At 60.9% G+C, this 23,185-nt stretch carries 25 protein-coding genes; 22 read left to right on the plus strand and 3 right to left on the minus strand.

Going from position 1 to position 23,185, the window contains the following annotated elements; translation table 11 throughout:
- Positions 1-36 precede the first annotated feature (36 nt).
- Positions 37-1,002 (plus strand): L-arabinose ABC transporter permease AraH, encoded by a 966-nt coding sequence (gene araH / locus PI739_RS17935; protein ID WP_003369163.1) that lies wholly within the window; start codon positions 37-39, stop codon positions 1,000-1,002.
- 153 nt (positions 1,003-1,155) lie between these two features.
- Here araH and PI739_RS17940 read toward each other — a convergent pair whose 3' ends face one another.
- The gene (locus tag PI739_RS17940) at positions 1,156-2,469 is read right to left on the minus strand and encodes an APC family permease (RefSeq protein WP_003369165.1); all 1,314 of its coding nucleotides are present in this window, start codon (positions 2,467-2,469) and stop codon (positions 1,156-1,158) included.
- A 324-nt stretch (positions 2,470-2,793) separates the two neighbouring features.
- On the opposite strand from PI739_RS17940, the gene PI739_RS17945 reads away from it, so the two are divergent.
- On the plus strand, positions 2,794-3,036 hold the full coding sequence (locus PI739_RS17945; protein ID WP_042930737.1) for a hypothetical protein: 243 nt from the start codon (positions 2,794-2,796) through the stop codon (positions 3,034-3,036).
- Positions 3,037-3,105: 69 nt separating this feature from the next.
- Here PI739_RS17945 and PI739_RS17950 read toward each other — a convergent pair whose 3' ends face one another.
- Positions 3,106-6,576 carry a hypothetical protein gene (locus PI739_RS17950; RefSeq protein ID WP_058416147.1) on the minus strand — a complete coding sequence of 1,157 codons (3,471 nt, stop codon included), beginning with the start codon at positions 6,574-6,576 and terminating at the stop codon, positions 3,106-3,108.
- A gap of 654 nt (positions 6,577-7,230) precedes the next feature.
- Between PI739_RS17950 and PI739_RS17955 the strand changes: the two genes are divergently transcribed.
- The 7 genes from PI739_RS17955 to PI739_RS17985 all read left to right on the plus strand — a co-directional run bounded on the left by PI739_RS17955 (position 7,231) and on the right by PI739_RS17985 (position 13,036).
- Positions 7,231-7,392 (plus strand): hypothetical protein, encoded by a 162-nt coding sequence (locus PI739_RS17955; RefSeq protein WP_003369172.1) that lies wholly within the window; start codon positions 7,231-7,233, stop codon positions 7,390-7,392.
- Between the two features lie 131 nt (positions 7,393-7,523).
- A complete protein-coding gene (locus PI739_RS17960) occupies positions 7,524-8,459 on the plus strand; it encodes a SctD/MshK family protein (protein WP_271352072.1) in 936 nt (311 codons plus the stop codon).
- Positions 8,456-8,815 carry a hypothetical protein gene (locus PI739_RS17965; protein WP_271352073.1) on the plus strand — a complete coding sequence of 120 codons (360 nt, stop codon included), beginning with the start codon at positions 8,456-8,458 and terminating at the stop codon, positions 8,813-8,815. The genes PI739_RS17960 and PI739_RS17965 overlap by 4 nt, the downstream gene beginning before the upstream one ends.
- Positions 8,812-9,150: a type III secretion apparatus assembly chaperone SctY gene (gene sctY / locus PI739_RS17970; protein WP_003434227.1), complete on the plus strand. Its 339-nt coding sequence runs from the start codon at positions 8,812-8,814 to the stop codon at positions 9,148-9,150. Before PI739_RS17965 ends, sctY begins: the two co-directional genes overlap by 4 nt.
- The gene (sctV, locus tag PI739_RS17975) at positions 9,147-11,294 is read left to right on the plus strand and encodes a type III secretion system export apparatus subunit SctV (RefSeq protein WP_271352074.1); all 2,148 of its coding nucleotides are present in this window, start codon (positions 9,147-9,149) and stop codon (positions 11,292-11,294) included. The genes sctY and sctV overlap by 4 nt, the downstream gene beginning before the upstream one ends.
- Positions 11,291-12,607, plus strand: a complete 1,317-nt coding sequence (locus PI739_RS17980; protein WP_096106803.1) for a type II and III secretion system protein family protein — start codon at positions 11,291-11,293, stop codon at positions 12,605-12,607. The genes sctV and PI739_RS17980 overlap by 4 nt, the downstream gene beginning before the upstream one ends.
- Positions 12,608-12,619: 12 nt before the next feature.
- On the plus strand, positions 12,620-13,036 hold the full coding sequence (locus PI739_RS17985; protein WP_096137262.1) for a hypothetical protein: 417 nt from the start codon (positions 12,620-12,622) through the stop codon (positions 13,034-13,036).
- A gap of 2 nt (positions 13,037-13,038) precedes the next feature.
- Here the strand turns inward: PI739_RS17985 and PI739_RS17990 are convergent, their stop codons facing one another.
- A complete protein-coding gene (locus PI739_RS17990; protein WP_042930740.1) occupies positions 13,039-13,821 on the minus strand; it encodes a tetratricopeptide repeat protein in 783 nt (260 codons plus the stop codon).
- A 175-nt stretch (positions 13,822-13,996) separates the two neighbouring features.
- Between PI739_RS17990 and PI739_RS17995 the strand changes: the two genes are divergently transcribed.
- From PI739_RS17995 to PI739_RS18055, 13 genes are all read left to right on the plus strand, one after another.
- Complete coding sequence (locus PI739_RS17995; protein ID WP_003369189.1) at positions 13,997-14,608, plus strand: hypothetical protein; 612 nt, start codon at positions 13,997-13,999, stop codon at positions 14,606-14,608.
- A 20-nt stretch (positions 14,609-14,628) separates the two neighbouring features.
- Positions 14,629-14,847 carry a hypothetical protein gene (locus PI739_RS18000; RefSeq protein WP_003369190.1) on the plus strand — a complete coding sequence of 73 codons (219 nt, stop codon included), beginning with the start codon at positions 14,629-14,631 and terminating at the stop codon, positions 14,845-14,847.
- A 9-nt stretch (positions 14,848-14,856) separates the two neighbouring features.
- Positions 14,857-15,288, plus strand: coding sequence for a hypothetical protein (locus PI739_RS18005; RefSeq protein ID WP_032609606.1), 432 nt, complete (start codon positions 14,857-14,859; stop codon positions 15,286-15,288).
- A 3-nt stretch (positions 15,289-15,291) separates the two neighbouring features.
- The gene (sctJ, locus tag PI739_RS18010) at positions 15,292-16,071 is read left to right on the plus strand and encodes a type III secretion system inner membrane ring lipoprotein SctJ (RefSeq protein WP_003434222.1); all 780 of its coding nucleotides are present in this window, start codon (positions 15,292-15,294) and stop codon (positions 16,069-16,071) included.
- Positions 16,068-16,691, plus strand: coding sequence for a type III secretion protein (locus PI739_RS18015; RefSeq protein ID WP_271352075.1), 624 nt, complete (start codon positions 16,068-16,070; stop codon positions 16,689-16,691). The genes sctJ and PI739_RS18015 overlap by 4 nt, the downstream gene beginning before the upstream one ends.
- A complete protein-coding gene (locus PI739_RS18020; RefSeq protein WP_003369199.1) occupies positions 16,684-17,280 on the plus strand; it encodes a FliH/SctL family protein in 597 nt (198 codons plus the stop codon). The genes PI739_RS18015 and PI739_RS18020 overlap by 8 nt, the downstream gene beginning before the upstream one ends.
- The gene (locus PI739_RS18025; protein WP_044309599.1) at positions 17,277-18,605 is read left to right on the plus strand and encodes a FliI/YscN family ATPase; all 1,329 of its coding nucleotides are present in this window, start codon (positions 17,277-17,279) and stop codon (positions 18,603-18,605) included. Before PI739_RS18020 ends, PI739_RS18025 begins: the two co-directional genes overlap by 4 nt.
- 102 nt (positions 18,606-18,707) lie before the next feature.
- Positions 18,708-19,217: a hypothetical protein gene (locus tag PI739_RS18030; protein WP_003369203.1), complete on the plus strand. Its 510-nt coding sequence runs from the start codon at positions 18,708-18,710 to the stop codon at positions 19,215-19,217.
- Complete coding sequence (gene sctQ / locus PI739_RS18035) at positions 19,214-20,272, plus strand: type III secretion system cytoplasmic ring protein SctQ (RefSeq protein ID WP_003434218.1); 1,059 nt, start codon at positions 19,214-19,216, stop codon at positions 20,270-20,272. Before PI739_RS18030 ends, sctQ begins: the two co-directional genes overlap by 4 nt.
- Positions 20,269-20,925 carry a type III secretion system export apparatus subunit SctR gene (sctR, locus tag PI739_RS18040; RefSeq protein ID WP_003369210.1) on the plus strand — a complete coding sequence of 219 codons (657 nt, stop codon included), beginning with the start codon at positions 20,269-20,271 and terminating at the stop codon, positions 20,923-20,925. Before sctQ ends, sctR begins: the two co-directional genes overlap by 4 nt.
- A 4-nt stretch (positions 20,926-20,929) precedes the next feature.
- On the plus strand, positions 20,930-21,199 hold the full coding sequence (locus PI739_RS18045; protein ID WP_003369212.1) for an EscS/YscS/HrcS family type III secretion system export apparatus protein: 270 nt from the start codon (positions 20,930-20,932) through the stop codon (positions 21,197-21,199).
- 6 nt (positions 21,200-21,205) lie between these two features.
- Positions 21,206-22,021 carry a type III secretion system export apparatus subunit SctT gene (sctT, locus tag PI739_RS18050; RefSeq protein WP_003369214.1) on the plus strand — a complete coding sequence of 272 codons (816 nt, stop codon included), beginning with the start codon at positions 21,206-21,208 and terminating at the stop codon, positions 22,019-22,021.
- Positions 22,021-23,067 carry an EscU/YscU/HrcU family type III secretion system export apparatus switch protein gene (locus tag PI739_RS18055; RefSeq protein WP_003434215.1) on the plus strand — a complete coding sequence of 349 codons (1,047 nt, stop codon included), beginning with the start codon at positions 22,021-22,023 and terminating at the stop codon, positions 23,065-23,067. Before sctT ends, PI739_RS18055 begins: the two co-directional genes overlap by 1 nt.
- Positions 23,068-23,185: the final 118 nt, after the last annotated feature.

Consider the following 23,185-nt stretch of genomic DNA (forward strand, 5'->3'; position numbering starts at 1 on the left):
CGGTCCCTGACCATGAACAATAAAAAAGAGGTGCGTATGTCTACCGAATCCAGCCTGCAGGCTCCCCGTCAGGGCATGAACCTGCGTCGTTTCGCCGATGACTGGGTGATGCTCCTGGCTGCCGTGGGAATCTTCATTTTGTGTGCCGTGTTCATCGACAACTTCATGTCGCCGCTCAACATGCGGGGTCTGGGCCTGGCGATTTCCACAGTGGGCATCGCTGCCTGCACCATGCTCTTCTGCCTGGCGTCCGGGCACTTCGACCTTTCGGTCGGCTCGGTGCTGGCCTGTTCCGGGGTGATCGCCAGTATCGTCATCCGCGACACCGACAGTGTGTTTCTGGGCGTCTCGGCAGCTCTGGCGCTCGGACTGGTGGTGGGCCTGATCAACGGCATCGTGATTGCCAAGCTGCGCATCAACGCCCTGATCACGACCCTGGCAACGATGCAGATCGTGCGCGGCCTGGCGTATATTTTCTCCAACGGCAAGGCTGTCGGCGTTTCCAACGAGGATTTCTTCATCTTTGGCAATGGCCAGGTGTACGGCGTGCCGGTACCGATTCTGATCACCATCGCCTGCTTCATATTCTTCGGCTGGCTGCTCAATTACACCACTTACGGGCGCAACACCATGGCCATCGGCGGCAATCAGGAAGCTGCGCTGCTGGCGGGTGTACACGTAGACCGTACCAAGATCATCATCTTCGCCGTCCACGGTCTGGTGGGGGCACTGGCAGGCGTGGTGCTGGCCTCGCGCATGACCTCGGGTCAGCCGATGATCGGGCAGGGCTTCGAGCTGACGATCATTTCTGCCTGCGTACTGGGCGGGGTTTCGCTGAGCGGCGGCATCGGCATGATCCGGCATGTGATCGCCGGGGTGCTGATTCTGGCGATTATCGAAAATGCGATGAACCTCAAGAACATCGACACCTTCTACCAGTACGTGATTCGCGGCACGATCCTGTTGCTGGCGGTGATCATCGACCGGATGAAGCGTCGCTAAATTGTTCGGGCGCTGGTTCTCATGAATCAGCGTCCCGGTCATACCGGATTCAGTCCCGTGCTGCGCTTCATCAACCGCCCAAAGTGTAACTACCGCGGTAGTTGAAATAGCAAACCGCCCGTGCGTGCGGTCTGAATCCATTCTTTCCGCGTTTCAGCGAGAATGCGGCGCCAGCGCCGAGCTGCCCAGCCGGGTCAGTCCGTAAAGCGCTGCACCGACCGCCAGCATGATGCCTGCTCGCAGCCAGGTTTCCGGACCTTGCTGAGTGAGCAGCAACAGGCACGAAAGAATGCCCAGCAGCGGAATAACCCAGTGGACCTGAAAGTGCCCGGCTTCGACCTTGTCGCGCTTGAGTACCAGCACGGCGATGTTCACGCTGAGAAATACGAAGAGCAGTAACAGCACGACTGTTTCGGCGAGGATGGTCAGGGTGCTGGTGAAGGACAGGGCAATGGCCACCAGCGTGGTCGCCAGAATTGCCAGCCCCGGCGTGCGGCGCTTGGGCAGCACCGAACCCATCACTGCAGGTAACAGTCCTTCGCGGGCCATGCCGAAGGTCAGTCGGCTGGCCATGATCATGGTCAGCAGCGCGCCGTTGGCCACCGCAATCAGCGCAATGACCGCAAACCAGGGCGCAGGTATGCCGAGCCCCGAGGCACTCACTACGTCCATCAGTGGTGCTTGGGAATCCTTGAGTTGCTCGACCGGCAGGACCATCGCTGCGCCCACGCCAACCAGCATGTACACCGCGCCGGCAGCCAGCAGTGCACCGAACAGGGCGCGTGGATAGACCTTGCGCACATCCTTGATCTCTTCGGCAAGATTGGCCGAAGTTTCAAACCCTACGAACGAATAGAACGCCAGCAATGAGGCACCGAGAATCGCTGTGGCGGGGGATGCGCTGTCCAGTTCAAACACGCGTTGCGGCACGCCTTGCCCTTGACTGACGAACCACACTGCCGCAGCGATGACCATCAGCAAGCCGCTCAGCTCGATGACTGTCATGACCAGATTGGCTGAAAGCGATTCCTTGATACCGCGTGCGTTGAGCAGGCCGACGATGACCAGAAATGCTACACAGACCCACTGCGCAGGCCAGTCGAGCAGCGCCTGAAAGTAGTCGCCGGCAAACGCCACGGCCAGTCCGGCAGCGCTGGTAACGCCAGCCGCGACCATGGAGAAGCCGACCAGAAACGAGAGCAGCGGCTTGCCGAAGGCTTTTTCGGCGTACACCGCGGCACCGCCCGCACGCGGGTATTTGGTCACCAGTTCGGCGTAGGACGCTGCGGTCAGCAAGGCAAAGCAGAGGGCAATCAGCAAGGGCGCCCAGATGGCTCCGCCGACGCGTCCGGCTATCGTGCCTGCCAATGCATAGACGCCAGCACCCAGCACGTCGCCGAGGATGAACAGGGTCAACATGGGAGCGGTGATCGCCCGGCGCAGTGATGAGGTGTCGGGAGTGGCCATGGTAGAAAATTCCTTTTCATTGACGCTACACAAGGCTAAAGGCCAAAGAGGGTAAGCGTTGGTCTGTTCATTGGCTCGTTCGAGCGTAGACCGTCAGCGACGCTGCTTTCTACAGTACGCAAGCAAGCGTCATTCAGGATCTGGCAGCGACAGCAGTCGGTACAGGCATGAAAAAGTGATCCTGATAACGGAGGTAAATTCAATCCGATGGACATCAAGCCTGACCGGCGGCGGTTTCAGTTCCACTGCGCGCAATAAAGTGGAGCATTCGGTTTGCAGGCTGTCTCAACCTTGCACTTGAGCCGATCGACAGAGGATACGAAGGTGGGACATGATAGCCAGCAACAGTTCCGTTTGGTCTGGAAGACACTGCAAACGTTAAGGGCGGAGGTGCGTAACCTGCAGCTCAGTGAACTGGAGCGTGTTGAGCGTTTAAGGGGGCAGCAGACGGTAGACACCCGCGAAGCTATCCAGCAATCGTTCGTCGGGCTTGAACAGGCAATCGATGATATCGAGGCCACGCTGGCGACCATTGGCGAGGCGACCGGAGAGATCGGCAAGCTTTGATCGTCCCGCAGAGCGCCTGACTCCAGAGCCGTCTGATGGCGGCCCTGGAGTCGTTTGCGCAGAGGAAACTCAGATTTTCGGGCCAGTCCAGCGGGGTGCGTTTCTCAAATCTTCACGCTGCTGTTGATCCGGTGATTTATGCGTCTCGCCGTATTCCACATGCAACTCGCCATCCAGGCGGTTGCTCGATGAACCGTCCTCTTGTGGCGTCTCGTCGAAATGCTTCCATTCGGCACTTTGGAAACGAAACAGGCTGTCGTCTTCCGGTGCTTCGCGCTCCCTGTAGTGATGGATCGAATAGTGGGCGTACTCGACCTTGTCACCCCAGTCAGCCTGCAACAGGCCGTCAGCGGCCAGGTCGCGATACCAGTCATTTTCCTTTTCGGAGGCTTTCTGCTTTTTGTTGTGGTCCACGAAGTAGCCGATGACTCCGCCTACCACCGCAACCACCACCCCGACCAGAAAGAAAGGTCCGGCCAGGGCTGTGGCCGCTGCGCCTCCTGCACCCACCAGTGCGGCGGTGCCCAGCACGCCGGCTGAAGCGCCGAACGCGCCGCCCGCAATTTGCAGACCGCCTGCGGCCTGAGCCAGTTTGTCACCGGATTTGACACCGTCCCTGATGGTAAACGCTCCCAGCACGATGTCGGCGAAACCGCCGGCCAGGTCTGTCGCCGGGCCGAGAACCTTGACCACCGAACCGGCAATCTTGCTGGCCATCCCCGGCTTCAACTTGGTCTCGCTGTCCAGTCGCTGAGAGATGCCTTGCATTGCGGTGCGTTCGCTTTCAGCGCTACCGGTCAGGTCACCGATAACGGCCATCCGCGTGTCATCAGGGATGTCCAGTGCATTGCGGATCTCGTCGAGCCGTGCCGCAGAAAGACCGCTGGGGCTGACTTCAACCTTCGGCGGTTTCATGTCCTGCTTGCCCCAGATTTCCGGCACGGTTTTGTCCAGCCCGAGTAAATCAACCAGGCCGCCTTTGCCCATCAGGTCACCCACCTTGTCGGCCAGGCGCACAAAATGGCTGGCGCCACCGGCAAAGCTGAGGAAGTCCTTGGCGATGGCCAGGCGCTGGAGCGGTGTCTCGCCGAGCTTGCCGCCATTCCCGACCATTTGATAAATGGCCGAGAACAAAGACACGCCAGCCGCGACGGAGCCCATGACACCCTTGCTGTTCAGCGTGTTGAAAATCTCGCCCAGCTTGCCGCGATCGGCGACCGGAATATAAGGCTTGGACAGGGCAGTCTTTATGTCGGCCTCACTGACTTTGCCATTTTTCTGATAAGCATCGCCCACTTCCTTCAGCGCCTTGGCGATATCAGCAGGTTTGGCGTTGCCCACGACGCCTTCCTCGATGAATTTCTCGAACGTCGGCTGCAGGAAGCGCGGCATGTCCACCAAAAAGCCCTTGAGTTCTGCCTTGAGCAGGCCGAACAGATCCTTGGTGGCGAGGGCGTTGTTTTCGTCACTGATTTTCGAAGGGTCGGCCACCAGGTCATTGAGGTCGCTGGTCAATCCGTCGGCCTGGATGGACTGCGCTGCCTTGCTGGCGGCTTCGGGATCGACCAGTGCCAGTGAGGACAACGTGTCGCTCAGGTCCTTTTGCGCTTCCTGGCCGAGCCCCTGTTTCTGCAAGTCCTTGAGGTAAAGTACGTAGTCGGGGCTCGCGGTGAGGTCCAGCAGTTTTTGCTTGATCTCGTCCTTGTTGGGCACCTTGTTCACGGCATCGGTCAGCTTGCTCTGGTAGTCCTGCTGCACCGTAGGGTCGGAGAACAGCGTAGTCAGTTGCTCCTGCAGCTTGCCACCGTCAATGATGTCGTGCATGTCCGCCGAGCTCAGCTGAGTCTGCTTGCTGTCGAACTCTCGCCATGTGCCGCCGAATGCACCTTGTGCCTCCTCGTAGCCGGTCAGGCCGCGGCCATTGTCGTAGGCGGCCTGCGCTTCGATGGCCCGGACCAGCTTGGCGCGCGGATCGTCCTTGGGGATATCACCGTTTTTTACGCCTTCGCGGTATTGGTCGAGGAGCTCCTTGGTCGCCAGCTCACCCACATTCAGTTCTTCGGATTTTTCGTCATCCTTGTCAGCCTTCACACCGGTTTTCTGACCCATGAGGTCAACTTCGGACGCACCGGGCAGGTTATGTCGACTGCGGGTTTCACTGATATTGCCGGTGCCCAGCTCATTCCATTTCTGCACCACGTCGTCATACAGCTGGGGGCTGGCGTCCTTGGAGACGATGAACTTGCCGTCGTCGTTCTCGAAGCGGATCAGCCCGGAACCCAGCTCGTCTGGCGAACCGATGGTGATGTCCTGGTTTTTCAGAAAATCGTTGGGGCCTGCCAACGTGTAGCCTTCTTCGCGGCTGCTGTTGATCTTGTCCCAAGCGTCCTTTAGCGTGGTGACCTTGTCGAACAGATCGGGTGTCAGTGCCTGGGTCACGACAATCACTTCGCCGCTCTGATTCTTGTAGCTGATCTGGCTGCCTTCCTGGCCGGGTATCCAGTTGAATTCGGTGATGTCGTTAAGGCCCGGTAAAGACGTGTTGCCGTCGGCGAGGAGTTGTCCTTCATTGACCGCCTTTTCCAGCGCTGCGCGTTTTTCGGGGTCTGAAACGACGCTTTGCAGTCCCGTCAAAAACTTGAACAGGCCGGGATTGTCATCACGGGCGACCACCACTTTTTCGCCGTTGTGTTCATAGCGAATGGTGCCAGGGCCGGCCTCGTTCAGCGGGCCGACGGTGGTGCCGAACACGGGCGGCCAGACTTCATTGTCGCCCGCGCGGCGATAACCTTCCGACTCGCTTTTGCTCAGCCCCGTCAGCGAGTTGTAGGCATCCTTGGCGGCAGCATACAGATCGGGGTTATCGCGCTCGGACACCACAACTTTGTTGCCATCGCGGTCAACATAGCGCATCACCCCCGGTCCGACCTCGTCGACCGGACCAACTTCTGCGAAATCGCCCAGTTTTGCGGGGATTTTTTCATCCGCGCCGGCCGCCCGATAGCCCTCCTGCTGGCTGCTGTTTATGCCGGAAAGGGATTTGAAGTCCGATGCAACCTGCTTGAACAGTTCCGGGTTGTCCTGTTGCGACACCATGATCTTGCTGCCGTCGGCGGCCTCATAGCGAATCAGGCCCGGCCCCATTTCATCCGGTGCCCCGATGCGCAGGTAGCCACCCAGGTTCGATGGCGCCTCGGCACCCGCCGCAGCCGGCTTGTAGCCCTGCGTCACGCTGGTCTTGAAGCCGGCGAGCCTGGGCTGATCCGCTACCACTTGCTGGTAGAGCGCCGGGCTGGTGGACCGGTAGACCAGTACGTGATCACCTTTCTCTGTCACATAGCGAATCGTATCGGCGGCGACAGTGCCCGGCTTTTCTATGGACGCATAATCGCCCAGCGCAGGCGCTTTCTCGGTCGCGCTTGCCGGACGATAGGTGCTGCTGCGGTTGCTCGATTGCAGCACCTGATTGAAGCGGATGTTCGCGTTACCGCTGGGGGCAGGGCTGGGGGCGGGTGTCGGGCTGACCGTTGACGTCGACATGGCGGGTAACTCCTGGTGTGGACAGTAGATGCGATTGGCCGTTGAACAAGATGTACTTCAGCCGCTCGCTAAAATCGCCATGTGTTGCGCAGCAGCCTTGACAGTCAGGCAATACACATTGGCGACCCTGAAGTTTCAAACACATTGCACAGGGCATGGTTAAAACGAGTGCACACTTCTATAGTTTGAACGGGTTCTCGTTTTACGAATGTCCGGTCAGTGAACTTACTGAGCAGACACTAACACTTGGCGGGCGATAAGGAAGATCAATGCCTGCGTTTTCACAACGTTTCACACGCCTGCCGAGTATCAGCTCGTACGTCTGGAGGCCAAGCAGCACAGTATCTGTGGCGTGGCTGATACCTGAAAACTTAATCTCTCCAGAAATAAGACAGTAATAAATATCATTTTGATATCATTGTTGGTTAATTGTTTTAACGGGTTGTGAAAACGCAATTTCACAACTTTTCACAGCATCCGATAATTCGCCTTGCGTAGTATTGATCTGGCGGAACAGTGAACGCATTGCTTGCTGGGATCATCAAGTACTTGCTGGGATCATCAAGTAACAGTCCCGGGTTCACTGTTCGGTGATGGCATATTGCTCTGCCTCTCGGCAGTTGAAACTTCCCCCTCGAAGCAAGGAGAAACAACATGAGTGAGACTGCACCAGTAAGCTCCGGCAATTCGGACGCGGCAATCGAAAAGATGTCCGCTACCTTTGACATGGCTATCGAGAAATCAGCCAAGATCACTGAAATCTCCACTGCCAAGAAGGCAGAGCTGGACGCTACCAAGCAACGTCCTCAGAACTGATGTCGTGGTGTGGGCGGCGGCGCTGCCGCCCACACTCGCTTCTTGCACGATTTGCACCACGTCTTTCGATCGACAGCTTTACCCGGCTCTGACGTGCCGTTTCCGGTAGATCACACGGTGGTGACTCGATCATGACAGCCCTGATTTCATTGAGCGCAACGCCAGACGCTGCCGAGCAGGATAATGGCGTGGCATTGCTCGAAATTCTCCACGGCTTGCACCAGGGCGTTGCTCTGACGCTCGACAAGCCGCTCTATACAATCGGCAGTGCCGCCACGGCCGACCTCGTGCTGGGCGATGCCGGTATCGCTGCGCAGCATGCGCGCCTGCGGTTTTCCGAAGATCTCGTTGCCATTGAAGCGATGGGCGGCGACGTAACCGCAATGGATGCGCTTGGCAAGAGTCTGCTTATCCCCGAGGGGCATGGGCAGCGACTCGGGTTGCCCGTCGAACTGACGCTTGGACAAAGCCGTCTGCGCTTGCGCAGTACTCGACCTGCAAAAGCCTCGTCCGTTGAGCCGCGTAAACTGCACGCATTCAAGGTGCCGGTGTTGGGCGCGCTGTTGCTGCTGGTGACATGCGCCACTGCATTTGCGTTTCGTGCGCCGCCAGAGGCTGTGTCGCATCGCGGTGCCGTCGGTATGCCTGCAGCGCCTGCCAATGTATCTGCGCCGACGCTGGCCGAAGCCCGGACCTGGCTGGATCAAGCACTGCGCGACGCCAGGCTTGGTCAATTGCGCGTCCACGAGCAGGATGGTCAGCTGAGTGTGGCAGGCAGCTATCCCGCCGATCTTAAAAGCAACTGGTTAAAGGTTCAGCGCGATTTCGACAGCCGCTTTGGTCAGCGCATCGTCCTGACCCCCAATGTTCAGGTGAGCGCGGCGGTTGCGACACCACGTGTGCGCCTGCAAGCCGTCTGGTTCGGACGCAATCCATATGTCATCGACGAGCATGGCAAGCGCGTCTACCCCGGCGCGATACTGGCGGACGACTGGACGCTGGAAAGTATCGAAGGTGATCAGGTACGTCTGGTGCGTGGTCAGGAACGGTTTGCCTTCACATTATGAAAGTCGACCTGCGACCCATCACCCCGACTTCTCCGGAGTCCTTGCCAGCTGTCGAGCGTGTCGCGCCGACGCAGCCCAGACAAGGCACGCGATTCGAAGCGCTGCTGGATCAACGCGAGCGCAAGCTCCGTCGCTCACTGCGTGGCGAGCTTGAACAGACCGAGCAGGCCGCTGGTGTCGCCGCGCCATTGTTTGGCCCGGCGCGCTCGCTGCAAGTATTGCACTACGTTCTTGATGAAGTGCTGCCCGCGCTGGATGCAGAACCTGAAATCCGCGAGTTGGCTGAAGCGGTGATTCGAGAGGAAATCGAATTGCGTCTCTTGCTTGAACAGCAGCGCGCCGAGGTGCAGCCATGAGTGCAGCCCAGGACCGCGAATGTGTCGAGTTGTTGACCGGGCTCGGTAATCTGTACCGCCGCAGCGGTCAGCCGCAGCGGGCACTGGTGATGTTGCTGATTGCCATCCAGCTGGCGCCGACCGACACCGCGCTATTGCACAGTCTGGCTCTGGCATTCACTGACAGTGGAGATGCTGACAGGGCCCTCGCTGCACTGGACCGTCTGGTCGAGCAGCAGGGCGAAAGTCCGTCCCTGCTTTTGTTGCGTAGCCGGGCACTATGGAAGGCCGGTCGCAGGGACGAAGCACGTCAGTGTTTCAGACGTTATCTGGATGCCCGGAGGGCCGCGCAATGACCCTCATGAACCGCCTCAACCGACTGGCCGAAATTGCCTCGAAACGCACCGATGTGATCATCGTAGCGGTCATGCTCATGGCCATCGCAATGATGATCATACCGCTGCCCACCTACCTGGTGGACGCGCTGATTGCTCTGAACATTGCGCTCAGCCTGCTGATTCTGATCGTCGCGTTTTACATCAATCATTCGGTGGAATTTTCGGCATTGCCACCGCTGATCCTGCTCAGCACCCTGTTTCGTCTTTCGCTGTCGATCACCACGACACGTCTGATCCTGCTGGATGGCAATGCCGGTCATATCGTCAAGGCGTTCGGCGACTTTGTGATCGCAGGTCAGGTCGTGGTCGGGCTGGTGGTGTTTCTGATCATTACCGTGGCGCAATTCGTGGTCATCACCAAAGGCGCCGAGCGGGTCGCCGAAGTCGCTGCACGGTTTACCCTCGATGCAATGCCGGGCAAGCAGATGAGCATCGACAACGATCTGCGCAACGGTGACATCGATCAGGCCGAAGCCAGGCGCCGTCGTTCGCGCCTGGAGCGGGAAAGCCAGATGTTCGGGGCCATGGACGGTGCCATGAAATTCGTCAAGGGCGATGCCATTGCCGGGCTGGTGATCCTGTTCGTCAATCTGCTGGGCGGCATGATGATCGGCATGGTTCAGCGGGGTATGCCATTCGCCGAGGCGGCGCATACTTATTCGCTGCTGACCGTCGGCGATGGTCTGATCGCGCAGATCCCGGCGTTGTTGATTTCGGTGGCTGCAGGCACCGTGGTCACGCGGGTCAACAGCGATGGCGAAGAGCGCGACCTGGGCACCGAAATCGTCAGGCAATTGGGGGCCAGCCATCGGGCGCTGGGGCTGACCGCATTGATTCTGCTTGGCGTCGGGCTGCTTCCCGGATTTCCCATGCCGGTATTCGTAGTGCTGGCGGCACTGCTTGGCGGCAGCGCATTTTTCCTCTGGCGTCGTCAGCATCGGGCCAGCCTTCCCACTGCACAGCTCGAGCAACCTGAGCAACTGTCGGCGACTGAACCCGAGCCGGTCGTCGTGCAGGAGGATGCCGAGCGTCCCCGCGACACCCAGGTACTGTTGAGTATCGGGGCAGGGTTGGCCGAGGCGGCACCCCTGCAGCCGCTGCGCCAGCGCATCGAAGCCATGTGTCACGACATTCGCACGGATCTGGGAGTCGAGGTGCCGGTGCCGGACGTCTATCTGGATCGCTCAATGGCGGCAGATCGCTTTCAGGTCGAGCTGGAGGGCGTACCAGTCTGCGAAGGTGAATTCAGTGCCACGTCGCTGCTGCTACAGGATGATCCGCTGCATGCTCAACTTATCTCCGTGGAGCCCTTCGAAGCCCCTTCGCCGATCAGTTCGCGTCCCGGTCGTTGGGTAGATCGCGAGCATGCCGATCAGTTGCAGGAGGCGGGCATCGGCTTTCTGTTCGCCGACGAAATCCTGCGCGCCACGCTGGAGCGCACCTTGCGTCGCTATGCTGCAGATTTCCTGGGTATTCAGGAAACCCGCGTGATGCTGGAGCAGCTTGAAGGCAAGTACGCAGAACTGGTCAAGGAGGCGTTACGCATCCTGCCCCTGCAACGTATTGCCGAAGTATTGCGGTTGCTGGTTGCCGAAGGTGTGTCAATACGCAACCGCCGTGGATTGCTGGAGGCGATGGTGGAGTGGGGCGGTCGCGAAGCCGATGCCGGGCGTCTGACTGAACATCTGCGCGCAGCGCTGGCGCGTCAGGTCAGCCACCAGTATGCCGATCGCAACCGGGTGATCAGCGCATTTGTGCTGGCCCCTGCCCTCGAAGAAAAATTGCGTACCGCGTTGGGCCGCCAGGACAGAAATCGTGACGCGCTGCCCGATGACATTGGACGGACCGTACTTGGACAATTGCGGCGCCTGTGCGCTGTGCTGCCCGAAGATGAGTCGACGGTATTGCTGGTACACCCCGAGCTGCGTCGCGGCCTGCGCCGCATCATCCTGCGTGGCGAGCTGCAGTTGCCTGTGCTGTCGTATCGCGAGCTGGCCAGCGAATACAACCTTCAAGCGGTCGGCACTGTCAGCCTGACCGATATCACTGCGCGCCCGGCCCCCAAGGCTGACGCGGCCACCTCTCTGGCGACTGCCTCATGATCTGTTCCGCTTCTGTAATTCGTCTGTTGTTTCTGGCGCTCAGTGCCTTGCTCATCGCTGGTGGTGCGAACGCCGAAACCATCGCCAAAGGCGCCAAGGGCACCGTTGATCTGGCGATTGGCGAAGGCCGGGTTCTGCATTTCTCGGCACCGGTGGACTCGGTCATGGTCGCAGAGCCAGGCATTGCCGACCTGCAGGTGGTATCGCCCGGTGTGATTTACGTGTTCGGCAAAACAGCCGGGCAGACCAGCCTGATCGCGCTGGACAGCGAGGGTCGGGAAACCGCGACCCTGAGCCTCGCCGTGAGCAGCGGCACAGCAGCGGTGAGCCGCCCGCTCAAGGCGCTGCACCCGCAGAGTCAGGCGCGCATCAATGCCAGCGGCAGCCGTGTGATCGCCAGCGGCGCCGTCCAGGATGTCGGTGAAGCGACCGACCTGAATGCCTTGCTGAGCACCGAGGGCCAGAACTTTCAGTCGACGGTCAACAGCGCCACTTACGCAGGCTCGGCACAGGTCAACATCCGTGTACGTTTCGCTGAAGTTTCACGCTCCGAACTGCTGCGCTATGGGGTGAACTGGAATGCGCTGTTCAATAACGGCACCTTTTCGTTTGGCCTGCTGACCGGTGGCAGCCTGGCTGCCGATGCCGCAAGCGGCGCGTCAAACGTCATCAGCGCCGGGCTCACCTCGGGTAACGTCAACATCGATGCGATGCTTGAAGCGTTGCAAAACAATGGCGTGCTTGAGGTGCTGGCAGAGCCGAACATCACGGCGATGACCGGGCAGACGGCGAGCTTTCTGGCGGGAGGTGAAGTGGCTGTACCGGTGCCCGTCAACCGTGAGGTGGTCGGTATCGAATACAAGCCTTACGGCGTCTCGCTGTTGTTCAGCCCGACGCTGCTGCCCAACGGCCGTATTGCCCTGCAAGTACGTCCTGAAGTCAGCAGCCTGATGAGCACCACCACGCTGGACGTCAATGGCTACCAGGTGCCTTCGTTCCGTGTGCGACGTGCCGACACCCGCGTGGAAGTCGGCAGCGGCCAGACATTCGCCATTGCCGGGCTGTTCCAGCGCGAGAGCAGTCAGGACATGGATAAGGTACCGATGCTTGGCGACATGCCGATTCTTGGCAGTCTGTTTCGCTCCAAACGCTTTCAGCGCAACGAGACCGAACTGGTGATTCTGATCACCCCTTATCTGGTCGAACCGGTCAAGGAGCGTGTGGCCGCCACCCCGTTGGACAAGCAGCGCGCAGCCAGCACCGCAGCGGCCGGACCGCGCAGTGGCGGCGCGTTCGGCTTTTACATGAACTGACAGGAACCGGCCATGAACCTCATTTCAAGCATGCCACGCCTGCCGATTCTGATGACGCTATGCCTGCTGGCAGGCTGCAAGACTCACCTTGACCCGGTCAGCTACTCGCCGGATTACACGGCGGTGACCCGCGCCGATGGTCGCGTGGAACTGGTGCCGGATGCCTGCATGCAGCCCGCTGCGCAGGACGACATTGGCGTAGGGGAAGATTTTCAGCCGCTGCTGCCGCCGGGCTGCGCCAGCAATCTGATTCTGTTGCAGATGGTCGAGCAGCGCTCGGACGTGGTGCAGGGCCGTAGCACTGGCCCGGTGATGGCAGCCCCGGTGGGGCGGGCCGCGCAGGTGTACATCGATGGCTATGACCGCGAAGAACTGCGCCGCCGTCAGGCGGAGCAGCAGGCCAACACCGACACTCGGGAGGCGCGATGATTTCAGCGAGCGTCGACCAGACCCAATTCGCGTGCCTGTTCGGCACGGTCGGGTATTGCCTTGATACGTCGAGCCTCGGCGATCAGTTTGCTGCGTTCGGCCTTGGGAATGTCGTCGAAGGTCATGCTTTTGAGGTCTTTCTCTTTACCGGCAAGCACCATCACCAGCAATTGATTGCGCTGGTGGCGGGGTTGCGCCAGCGGCGACTGGCTAACGCGGTCAATGGTTTCCAGGGCCTTTTTATTGTCGTCACCCAGCACATAGGCAAGGGCCAGGTTGCAGCGGGTGTCCAGATCGTTCGGTGCCAGACGAAGGCTGGTATTGAAGGCGTTCTGGGACTTGTCGGCCTCACCGCTGAGAATGTAGGCGATGCCCAGTCGGTTCCACGCCTGCGGCTGCTGCAGGGCAGTCGCGGCCTGATTGAGTACGGTGACGGCGCGTTGCAGCTTGCCCTGACGCAACTGCGCGGTGCCCAGGCCCAACAAGGCGTCAGGGTCATCGGCCTTGAGCTCCAGCGCACGTTGATAGGCGCGCTCCGCGCCGCGCGTGTCGTTGCTGGCAAGCAGTGCGGCACCGAGTTTACGCCACGATTCGACGCCGGCTTCAGGCTGTTGCGTGGCGCGCTGGTAGAACGACGCAGCCGTCGTCGAGTCGCCGCGTTTTTCCAGGTCGGCGGCCAGTTGCATGAAGCGCTCGTAACTGGCATCGGTCTTGGGCTGGGTCGTGCACGCCGTCAGGGTCAGGCAGCCGAGCAACAACAACGTGGAGATGGAACGAGGTGGCATGGACGGGGCTCTTGTGAAAGGGGACGGGGCGAGGCAATTCAGCCGTCGACGGCCTTCGCGGGCGAGCGCCAGTTTATAGCCCCGGCGCTGAATTGCGACCGTTTTTTGAGCGTGGTTCTTCGTGTCGCTGCGGGCCAGCGTTCGAGGCAGCGCCGCAACCGGCAGGGAGGGCGCCATGCCGTTGTTCAAGGCTGAGTGGCGCATCGCGCTACGGCTGTTGGTGATTCTGCTGTGCTCACTGCCCGGTGCGTTGAACGCGGCGTCGGAGCGCGAACCCGAGTGGTTCGCAGAGCCTTATGCCTATGTGTTGGTCGACCAGGATATTCGCGGTGCACTCACCGAGTTCGCGCAGAACCTCGACCTGATCGTGGTGTTCTCCGACAAGGTACGCGGCAACGCCCGCGGTACGGTCCGCGGCGAAACGGCTGGAGAGTTTCTTGGCCGCCTGTGCGATGCCAATCAGTTGAGCTGGTACTTCGACGGTAACGTTCTGCACATCGCGGGCGCTGATGAGGTCGGTACGCGGGTTTTCGACCTGCAGGGCACCCGGCTGCAAGAGTTGCAGGACTATCTGGCCCGCTTGCAGGTCTCCGGCCAGCCGATGTCCAGTCGCGTCAGCCCGGATAACGACAGTCTGTTCGTGTCCGGACCGCCAGCTTATCTGGCGCAGATTCAGCAGCATGTGGATCGTCAACCTGTCGCCGAGGCCGCACCCGTGGTGCGCGAACGCGGTGTGCGGGTGTTTCGAGGCGGTGTCGTCACTCAAGTCGCCACCGACCGTCAGTAACCCCAAAAGGAGCACTACCCATGTCCGTCAACTCCGTAGATAGCAATGTCGACGTCAATGTTTCCAGTCAGGAATCGCGTTTCAACGCCGCCGTCGAGAACGCCGAACAGGCCTCCAGCGACAGTGAGTTCAACGACGCGCTGATCACTCAGGCCGTCACCATCGGTGGGCAGTTCATCATCATGCCGCGAGCTCAGGAAATGCTGAATGAAGCCCAGTCCGATGACGACTCCGAATAGGGTACGACCATGTCTGTGAATCTAGCTGCGTCACCGGCGGCGGCTGCCTTGCCGTCGCCGGGAGGAGGCGCGGGGCCGCAGGCTTCGCAGAACCTCTTCGAACACATGGCCGAGACGTCCAAGGGGATGCCGCAGGGCGCCAGCCCGCATCAGATCGGCACCAACCTGATGGAGCGGCTGGACGGCTTTATCGACCGCTCTCGGCAGTTCTCCCAGCGTGCCGACGCCTTGACCCAGGGCAGCGCGCCGCAGGCGGCCAGTCAGCCGCCAACAACTGCCGCGAGCGCTGCTCAGACGACCGGCAAAGTCGGTGGGCCGCAGGTCGATCAGATCGTGCAGTCGTTGGGGCGGATGTTCGACTACTCCATCGAAACCCAGATGGTGGTGCGCGGGGCGACCCAGATATCCGGCTCCGCCAACACCCTTCTCAAAGGTCAATGAATCATGTCCAAACGCTGCCGTGTCCTGCGCCTGCTGATCGTGGCCACGCTTGCCAGCCTGTTGCAGGCCTGCGACATCGATCTCTACACCAACCTTGGCGAGCGAGAAGCCAATGCCATGCTGGCTGTGTTGCTGCGCGACGGCATACCGGCGTCGCGCAAGGTGCAGGACAACGGCCAGCTCAAGGTCATGGTCGACGAAAAGCGCTTCGCCGAGGCCATGGCAGCACTGGACGATGCAGGCTTGCCGGGGCAGAGCTTCTCCAACATGGGCGAGGTGTTCAAGGGCAATGGCCTGGTGTCCTCGCCAGTACAGGAGCGCGCCCAGATGGTCTATGCGCTCAGCGAAGAGTTGTCACACACGGTTTCGCAGATCGACGGCATTCTGTCCGCGCGGGTGCATGTGGTGCTGCCGGACAATGACCTGCTCAAGCGGGTGATTTCGCCGTCCTCGGCCTCGGTGCTGGTGCGCTACGACCCGCGCACCGACATCAACGTGCTGATACCGCAGATCAAGACCCTGGTCGCCAATGGTATTTCCGGGCTGGGCTACGACGGTGTGTCGGTGACGGCTATCAAGGCAGCGCTCCCCGACAAGGCCGGCGCGCAGCCGCAACTGGCGAGCTTCTTCGGGCTGTGGATGCTGGAGGATGATGTTCCGGCGGCGCGCTGGCTGTTCGGCAGCCTGTTGCTGATCGCGCTGGTGCTTGCCGGATTGCTGAGTCGTCAGTTCTGGCAACGTCGCCGGGTCGAGGGCACCTATGTCTTGAGTGATGCACCATGAATGCTGCGCTGACCGAGCAGTGGCAGGCACTCGTCGAGCGGCCTTTGACGTTTGTCCGCGAACGCTGGCTGGCCGAATGCCTGCAACGCGATGTCGATCCTGCCACGCTGGCTTCACTGCGCGATTCGTCGCGCTTTGCTACACGCTTCGAGCAGCTGTTGAATGCGCATTTCAAGCTGCAACCACTGCCGCAATTGGAACAGCCAGCGCAGAGTGACCTGGCTGTTCTGTTGTTGACCGACGAAGATTTTGCACGTTTGCCGCGCTTGTGTGGCGCGGTCTGGCATGCCGCCACGCTGAGTCGGGAAATTCGTGGTGACGTGGTCAGCGAGTACCGTCAATTGCTGGGTGACGATGCTTTTTCACTGGCACTCGCTCAGCGCCAACTGGCCGGGGCCGCCAACCTGCTGCGCACACCGGTCGAACTCGTCCAGGCCATCGATCGCGATGGTGCGCGCTGCGTGGCCGCCTGGCTCGAGGCCCAACCCATCGAACTGCAAGCCTGGCTGCGCCTGCGTCTGGACATTGCGCAAAATCAGCCTCAGCCAGGCGATGAACGACAGGTGGCTGTGGTGCGAGCCGTTGCCCGCCTGCTGACCGGGAGCGACGACCATGAGTGATCTGCCGACCCGACCCGCTTCACGGATCGTGCGCGCTGCCGAAGCGGCCCGCTGGATCGACGGCTACGCGTTCGTCGAGGCCGCTCATCAGGAGGCGCGGTCGGTTCGCGAAAACAGTGCGCAATGGCTGGAGCAGGCCCGCGCCGAAGGTTTCGAGCGCGCCCGTCAGGACGGCGCCGAGCAGGTCGCGGCGTTGCTGGCAAAGACCAGCGCCGAGGTCGAGCGTTACCTGGCGGGACTGGAAAGCTCGCTGGCTGAACTGGCGCTGGGGATTGCCCGCCAGGTGCTGGGCGAACTGGATGACCACGAACGCCTGCTGCGCTGCACCGCAGAGGCACTGTCGGCGTTTCGTCAGGATCAGGCGCTGACGCTGTATGTGCCGCGTGCCGACGTCGAAGCGTTGCGTCGACGGCTGGCCCACGAGGCGCCGCCGGCACTGAAGTCGCTGAGTGTCGTCGGTGACGATCAGCTGGCAGCCGGTCAAGCGCGGCTGGGTAGCCCGGCGGGCTCCGTTGAACTCGGGCTGGACGCGCAACTGGACAACCTGCGGCGTGCGCTGTTGCCGTTGGCAGAAGGGGATGCTTCTTGAATGAGGCCCTGATCAGGCTGCTGCCCGGTCTTCAGCGGCGCTTGCAGCTCGCCCAGCCCAGACCGATGCGCGGCACCTTGCGCAGCATTCGCGGCGTGTTGTTGCGCGCCAGTGTGGCCGGGGTACGGATTGGCGAGCTGTGCATGTTGCGCGACCCTGGAAACGGACGAGAGCTGTCGGCCGAAGTGATCGGGTTCGATGAGGATGACGCGATTCTGTCGCCGATCGGCTCCATGGAAGGGTTGTCGACCCGTACCCAGATCATCGCTACCGGCCAGGCGCTGGGCGTGCAGGTCGGCGACGCCTTGCTGGGCCGGGTCATCAGCCCGATGGGCGAGTTTCTCGACGGTCCTGCACCGGTGGTTGCCAGCGGTTTGCAGCGTTACCCCTTGCATGCCGAGCCACCCGCGCCGTTCAGTCGTCAGCGCATCGTCAAGCCACTTTCGCTTGGGGTACGTGCCATCGACAGCCTGTTGACCCTGGCGCAGGGACAACGCATGGGTATTTTTGGCGAGCCAGGGGTGGGCAAGTCCTCACTGCTGGCCAGTATCGTGCGTAACAGCAATGTCGATGTGATTGTCATCGGCCTGATCGGCGAGCGCGGGCGTGAAGTGCGTGAACTGTTGGAGGGGCAGCTGGATGCCACGGCGCGGGCGCGCACGGTTGCCGTGGTTGCCACCTCGGATCGGCCTGCCGCCGAGCGGGTCAGGGCGGCCTACGTGGCGACCACCCAGGCTGAATATCATCGCGACCAGGGCCGGAGCGTGCTGCTGCTGATGGACAGCCTGACCCGATTTGCCCGTGCTCAGCGTGAGCTCGGTCTGGCGGTGGGTGAGCCGCCGACCCGGCGCGGTTATCCGCCGTCGTTTTTCTCGGCGTTGCCGCGTCTGCTGGAGCGCGCCGGGCCTGGACCATCAGGCAGCATTACGGCGCTGTATACCGTGCTGACCGAAGGTGATGCGAGCATGGACCCGGTGGCTGAGGAAACCCGTTCCATTCTCGACGGCCACATCGTGCTGAGCGCCGATCTGGCACAGCGTGATCATTTTCCGGCAATCGACGTACTGCGCAGTCGAAGCCGCCTGATGGACCACATCGCGACAACAGAACACCGGCAACTGGCATCGCGGATGCGCGAGCTCATCGCCCGGCGCCAGGAGATCGAGCTGTTGATTCAGGTGGGTGAATACGCGGCCGGCAGCGACCCGCTGGCCGATGAGGCGATTGCCCGGCACGCAGACATTGAGGCCTTTCTGCGTCAGCCCGCCACCGAGCATGACAGTCTGGAACTGACCTTGATGCAGATGCGCAAGGTGCTGGCATGAATTGGAACGTTGGTTGCTCACCCCTTGCACATCTCGCTGTGATGACTGATCGCATGCATGTTCTCTTTCGATGCCGAACGGCATTTGCCATGGGAAAGATTTATGAAAACGGCTGACTTGCACAGCTTGCAGGCCCTGCGCGTGCTGCGTGAGCAGCGCGCCACAGCGCGTCTTGCTGCACAACGTGAACGCTGCCGTGAGGCCAACAGCGAGCTCGATCAGGCCCGTGAAGCCTTGCGTCTGCACCGGGAAAAGCTCGTTCGGGAAGCCGAGCAGGCATATGGCCGGTTCAGTGAGGGGCTTTCGGTCAGCGCCTGGCGAGCGACCCAGGAGCGCTTGCAGCAACTGGATGATGAACGTGTGGCGTTGCAGGCCGATGCTGATGCCGTGGCCCTGACGCTTGAGACCGAAGAGCAGGCCCGCGAGCGCCTCAGGCACGTTCACAGGGAGCAGCAACAGAAAACCAAAGCCTGGCAAAGCCTGGTGGAGCAGCGCGTGCGAAGTGATGCACGTCTGGCCGAACAGCGTGACGAAGCCGATCAGCCAGCAGCGCCTGGCAGTGCCGCTGCAACTGCTGTGACATCTGCCCAGATATCAGGAACCGAGCCATGACGATGTATGCCGGCCCGATTGCTGCCGATCCGTCGTGCCGCGAGGTGCTCAAGGCGCGATTGGCGCAGTTCGACAGTGAGGCACTGGACCTGCACAACCGGCTGCACCGCGCCCTGAAGCCTTGGCCGGTGCTGCTGGGCGGGCAAGCGGTGCAGGTGCTTTGGGCCAGCGCGAGTGGCGAGTGCCGGCAGCCGGTGCGTGTGGCCATCGCGCTCGGCGGGCATCGGATCGAACTGAATATCCCGCTGCGGCTGCTTGAGCTCTCGGGGTTGGGCTGGCAGCCCGGTGCAGCAATCGAAACCGACGCTGACGCATTGCTGCTGGAACAGGCCTGGTTGAGCTTGATCGAGCCGCTGGAAGGGCTGTTGGGCGAACCTCTGCGCGTAGTGCCATGCACGCCCGACCAACCGCATAAGGGCCTGCAGGTCGCCGTCGAGGTGCGCGCCGGCGATCAGCCGGCTCAGGCGTTGAAAATTCATTTCGACGCCGCCAGCGCCCAGCGGGTGAGCGCGCTGCTTGAGCAGCACTGCGCGGTCACGCGTGACCCGCTGCAAGGCTTGCGTCTGGCGTTGAGCATCGAAGCCGGGCAGGCGCCATTGACTCACGCCGAACTGCGCAGCCTGTTACCGGGCGATGTAGTGATGCTCGACACCCTGGCCGATGCGCAGGTGCTGCTGCGGCTGGGGCGTCACTGCCAGACCGTCGTCAGACGCCAGGGCGACACGCTGGTCTGGCAAGGCGCGTTGCGTCCCGGCAGCCCTGCATTTTCTCCGTATCCCTTTGACAGGAATGACCCGATGAGTGAAATGAGCACCGATGCCGATCTGGATGCCTCGCTGGACGATTTGCCGCTGACCCTGATCTGCCAGTTGGGCAGCATGGAGCTGACCCTTGCGCAGCTGCGCGAAATGGCCCCTGGCAGCGTTCTGCCCTTTACCAGCCAGGCGCATGACGAAGTGGACCTGATGGTCAACGGTCGCCGTATCGGTCGTGGTGAACTGGTGACCATCGGCGACGGTCTGGGCGTGCGCCTGCTTGGCTTCAGCGGCTCATGAACGGTTACCAGCCGAATTTGATCGAGATCATTCTGGTCGTTGCCACCATCGGACTGATTCCCCTGGCCGTGGTGACCCTGACCGGTTTCATGAAAATATCTGTGGTGCTGTTCCTGATCCGCAACGCACTGGGCGTACAGCAGACACCACCGAACCTGGTGCTTTACGGCATCGCGCTGATCCTGTCGGTCTACGTCACCACGCCGCTGATCGGCGACATGTATCGGCAGGTGCAGGGCCGCGATCTCAGTCTGCAGAACGTTCAGCAGCTCGAGGAATTGGGCAGCGCCTTGCGGCCGCCCTTGCAGGCACATCTGTCGAAGTTCGCCAACGAAAGCGAGCGCGGGTTTTTCGTGCAGGCGACCGAAACCATCTGGTCACCCGAGGCACGTGCCGACCTGCGCGATGATGATCTGGTGGTGCTGATCCCGGCATTCGTCAGCTCCGAACTGACTCGGGCCTTCGAGATCGGCTTTTTACTGTACATCCCGTTTCTGGTCGTTGATCTGCTGGTGTCCAACGTCTTGATGGCCATGGGTATGTCGATGGTTTCGCCCACGTTGATTTCAATTCCACTGAAGATATTCCTGTTCGTGGCCCTCAGTGGCTGGTCACGCCTGATGCACGGGCTGATTTTAAGCTACGGGGGCTGAAGTCATGGGTCAGGACGTATTTCTGTCGCTGATGAATCAGGCGCTGATGACTGTGCTGCTGCTGTCCGCACCTGCGCTGATCGTGGCGATTGTGGTGGGGTTAGGCGTTGGACTGCTGCAGGCGCTGACCCAGATTCAGGACCAGACCTTGCCGCAAGTGGTCAAACTGGTAGGCGTGCTGCTGGTCATCGTATTCGTCGGGCCGTTGCTGGCAGGGCAGGTGGCCGAGCTGGGTAATCAGGTGCTGGACAATTTTCCGCTGTGGACGCGTTGAACAGCCATGGGCGCTGATCTGACCAACGCGTTCATCGAAGTTGCCTACCCGGTGATCAGTTCGACATCGCTGGCTGCGTCGCGGGCCATGGGTGTGGTGATCATCACGCCGGCATTCAACCGTTTGGGCCTGACCGGCATGATTCGGGGTTGCGTGGCGGTCGCCATCTCGGTGCCGATGATCCTTCCCGTTTTCTCCGCGTTCACCTCCATGCCCGAGCACAGCGGATTCTTTCTGGCTGGGTTGATGATCAAGGAATTGCTGATCGGGTTGCTGATCGGGCTGTTGTTCGGCATCCCGTTCTGGGCCGCCGAGGTGGCAGGCGAGCTGATCGACCTGCAGCGTGGATCGACCATGGAACAACTGGTCGACCCGCTTGGACAGGGGGAGGCGAGCGTGATGGCGACCTTGCTCACCGTTATGCTGATCACGCTGTTTTTCATGTCCGGCGGCTTCATCCTGATGGTGGACGGCTATTACCACAGCTATCAACTCTGGCCGGTGACCGAATTTACACCGCTGTTCAGCAGCGCGGCGTTGACGTCGATTCTGGCGATTCTCGATCAGGTGATGCGCATCGGTGTGTTGATGGTCGCGCCGCTGCTGATCGCCATGCTGATCACGGATCTGATGCTGGCCTATCTGTCACGCATGGCCCCCAGTCTGCATATTTTTGACCTGTCATTACCGGTCAAGAATCTGTTTTTCTCAGTGTTGATGGTGGTCTACATCGGCTTTCTGATCCCGGTGATGATCGATCAACTGGCACAGTTCCGAGGCACCATCGAGGTGCTCAAGGCGCTCGCGGTCGAGGGCGGCTGATGGGCGAATCCAGCGAGGAGAAAAGCCAGCCGGCCACGGACAAGAAGCTGCGCGATGCGCGCAAGAAGGGTCAGGTCGCAAAAAGCCAGGACCTGGTCTCCGGCATGGTCATTCTGTTGTGTACGTTGTGTATTTCGGTGCTGCTGCCCAAGGCGCGTGCGCAGGTCGAGGCCTTGATTGATCTCGCGGCATTGATTTACATCGAGCCCTTCAACGATGTCTGGCCGCGGCTGCTCGATCATGCCGAGCAGATCGTCATCGGCATTACCTTGCCAGTGGTGGCGGTAACGGTCGCGGCGGTGATTCTGACCAACATCGTGACGATGCGTGGGGTGGTGTTTTCGGTGGAGCCCATTCAGCCGGACATCAAACGCATCAACCCTGCCGAGGGATTCAAACGCATTTTTGCGATGCGCAACCTGATTGAGTTTCTCAAGGGGCTGGTCAAGGTGGTACTGCTGGGGCTGGCGTTCTATGTGGTCGGTCGTCAGGCCCTGCAAGCGCTGATGGAGTCGTCGCGCTGTGGTGAGGGCTGCATTGAATCGACGTTTTATCTGGTCCTCAAACCGCTGGTGTTCACCGTGCTGGCGGCGTTTCTGCTGGTTGGTGCAGTGGATGTGCTGATGCAGCGCTGGCTGTTTGGTCGAGAAATGAAAATGAGCCACAGCGAGCAGAAACGCGAACGCAAGGACGTCGACGGCGACCCGATGATCAAACGCGAACGTCAGCGCCAACGGCGCGAAATGCAGGCCCTGGCGACCAAGCTCGGGTTGGCGCGGGCTTCATTGATGATTGGCGATGCTGGCGGTTGGGTGGTGGGCGTGCGTTATGTTCGCGGCGAAACGCCAGTGCCGATAGTGGTCTGTCGCGCCGCACAGCACGAGTCCGCCGCATTGCTGGCCGACGCCGCGCCACTGGGCATTGCTCTGTGGCCCGACGCAAGTCTTGCCGAGTCGATTGCAAAGCGAAGCGTGGCGGGCGACCCGGTGCCGGAAAACACCTTCCAGGCGGTAGCCGATGCATTGGTGGCCCAGCGGCTGATCTGATGTCAGCCACCTCGCACGTGTCTGGCGCGCCGCACGGTGACAGCGCTGTCGCTCCTCACGCCTCGGTGAACATGTTCTGGACATTCTGTGCCCGGCTTGAAACTACAGGCCAACGCTG

This window comes from Pseudomonas cerasi, assembly GCF_027983475.1.
Lineage (GTDB): Bacteria > Pseudomonadota > Gammaproteobacteria > Pseudomonadales > Pseudomonadaceae > Aquipseudomonas > Aquipseudomonas cerasi.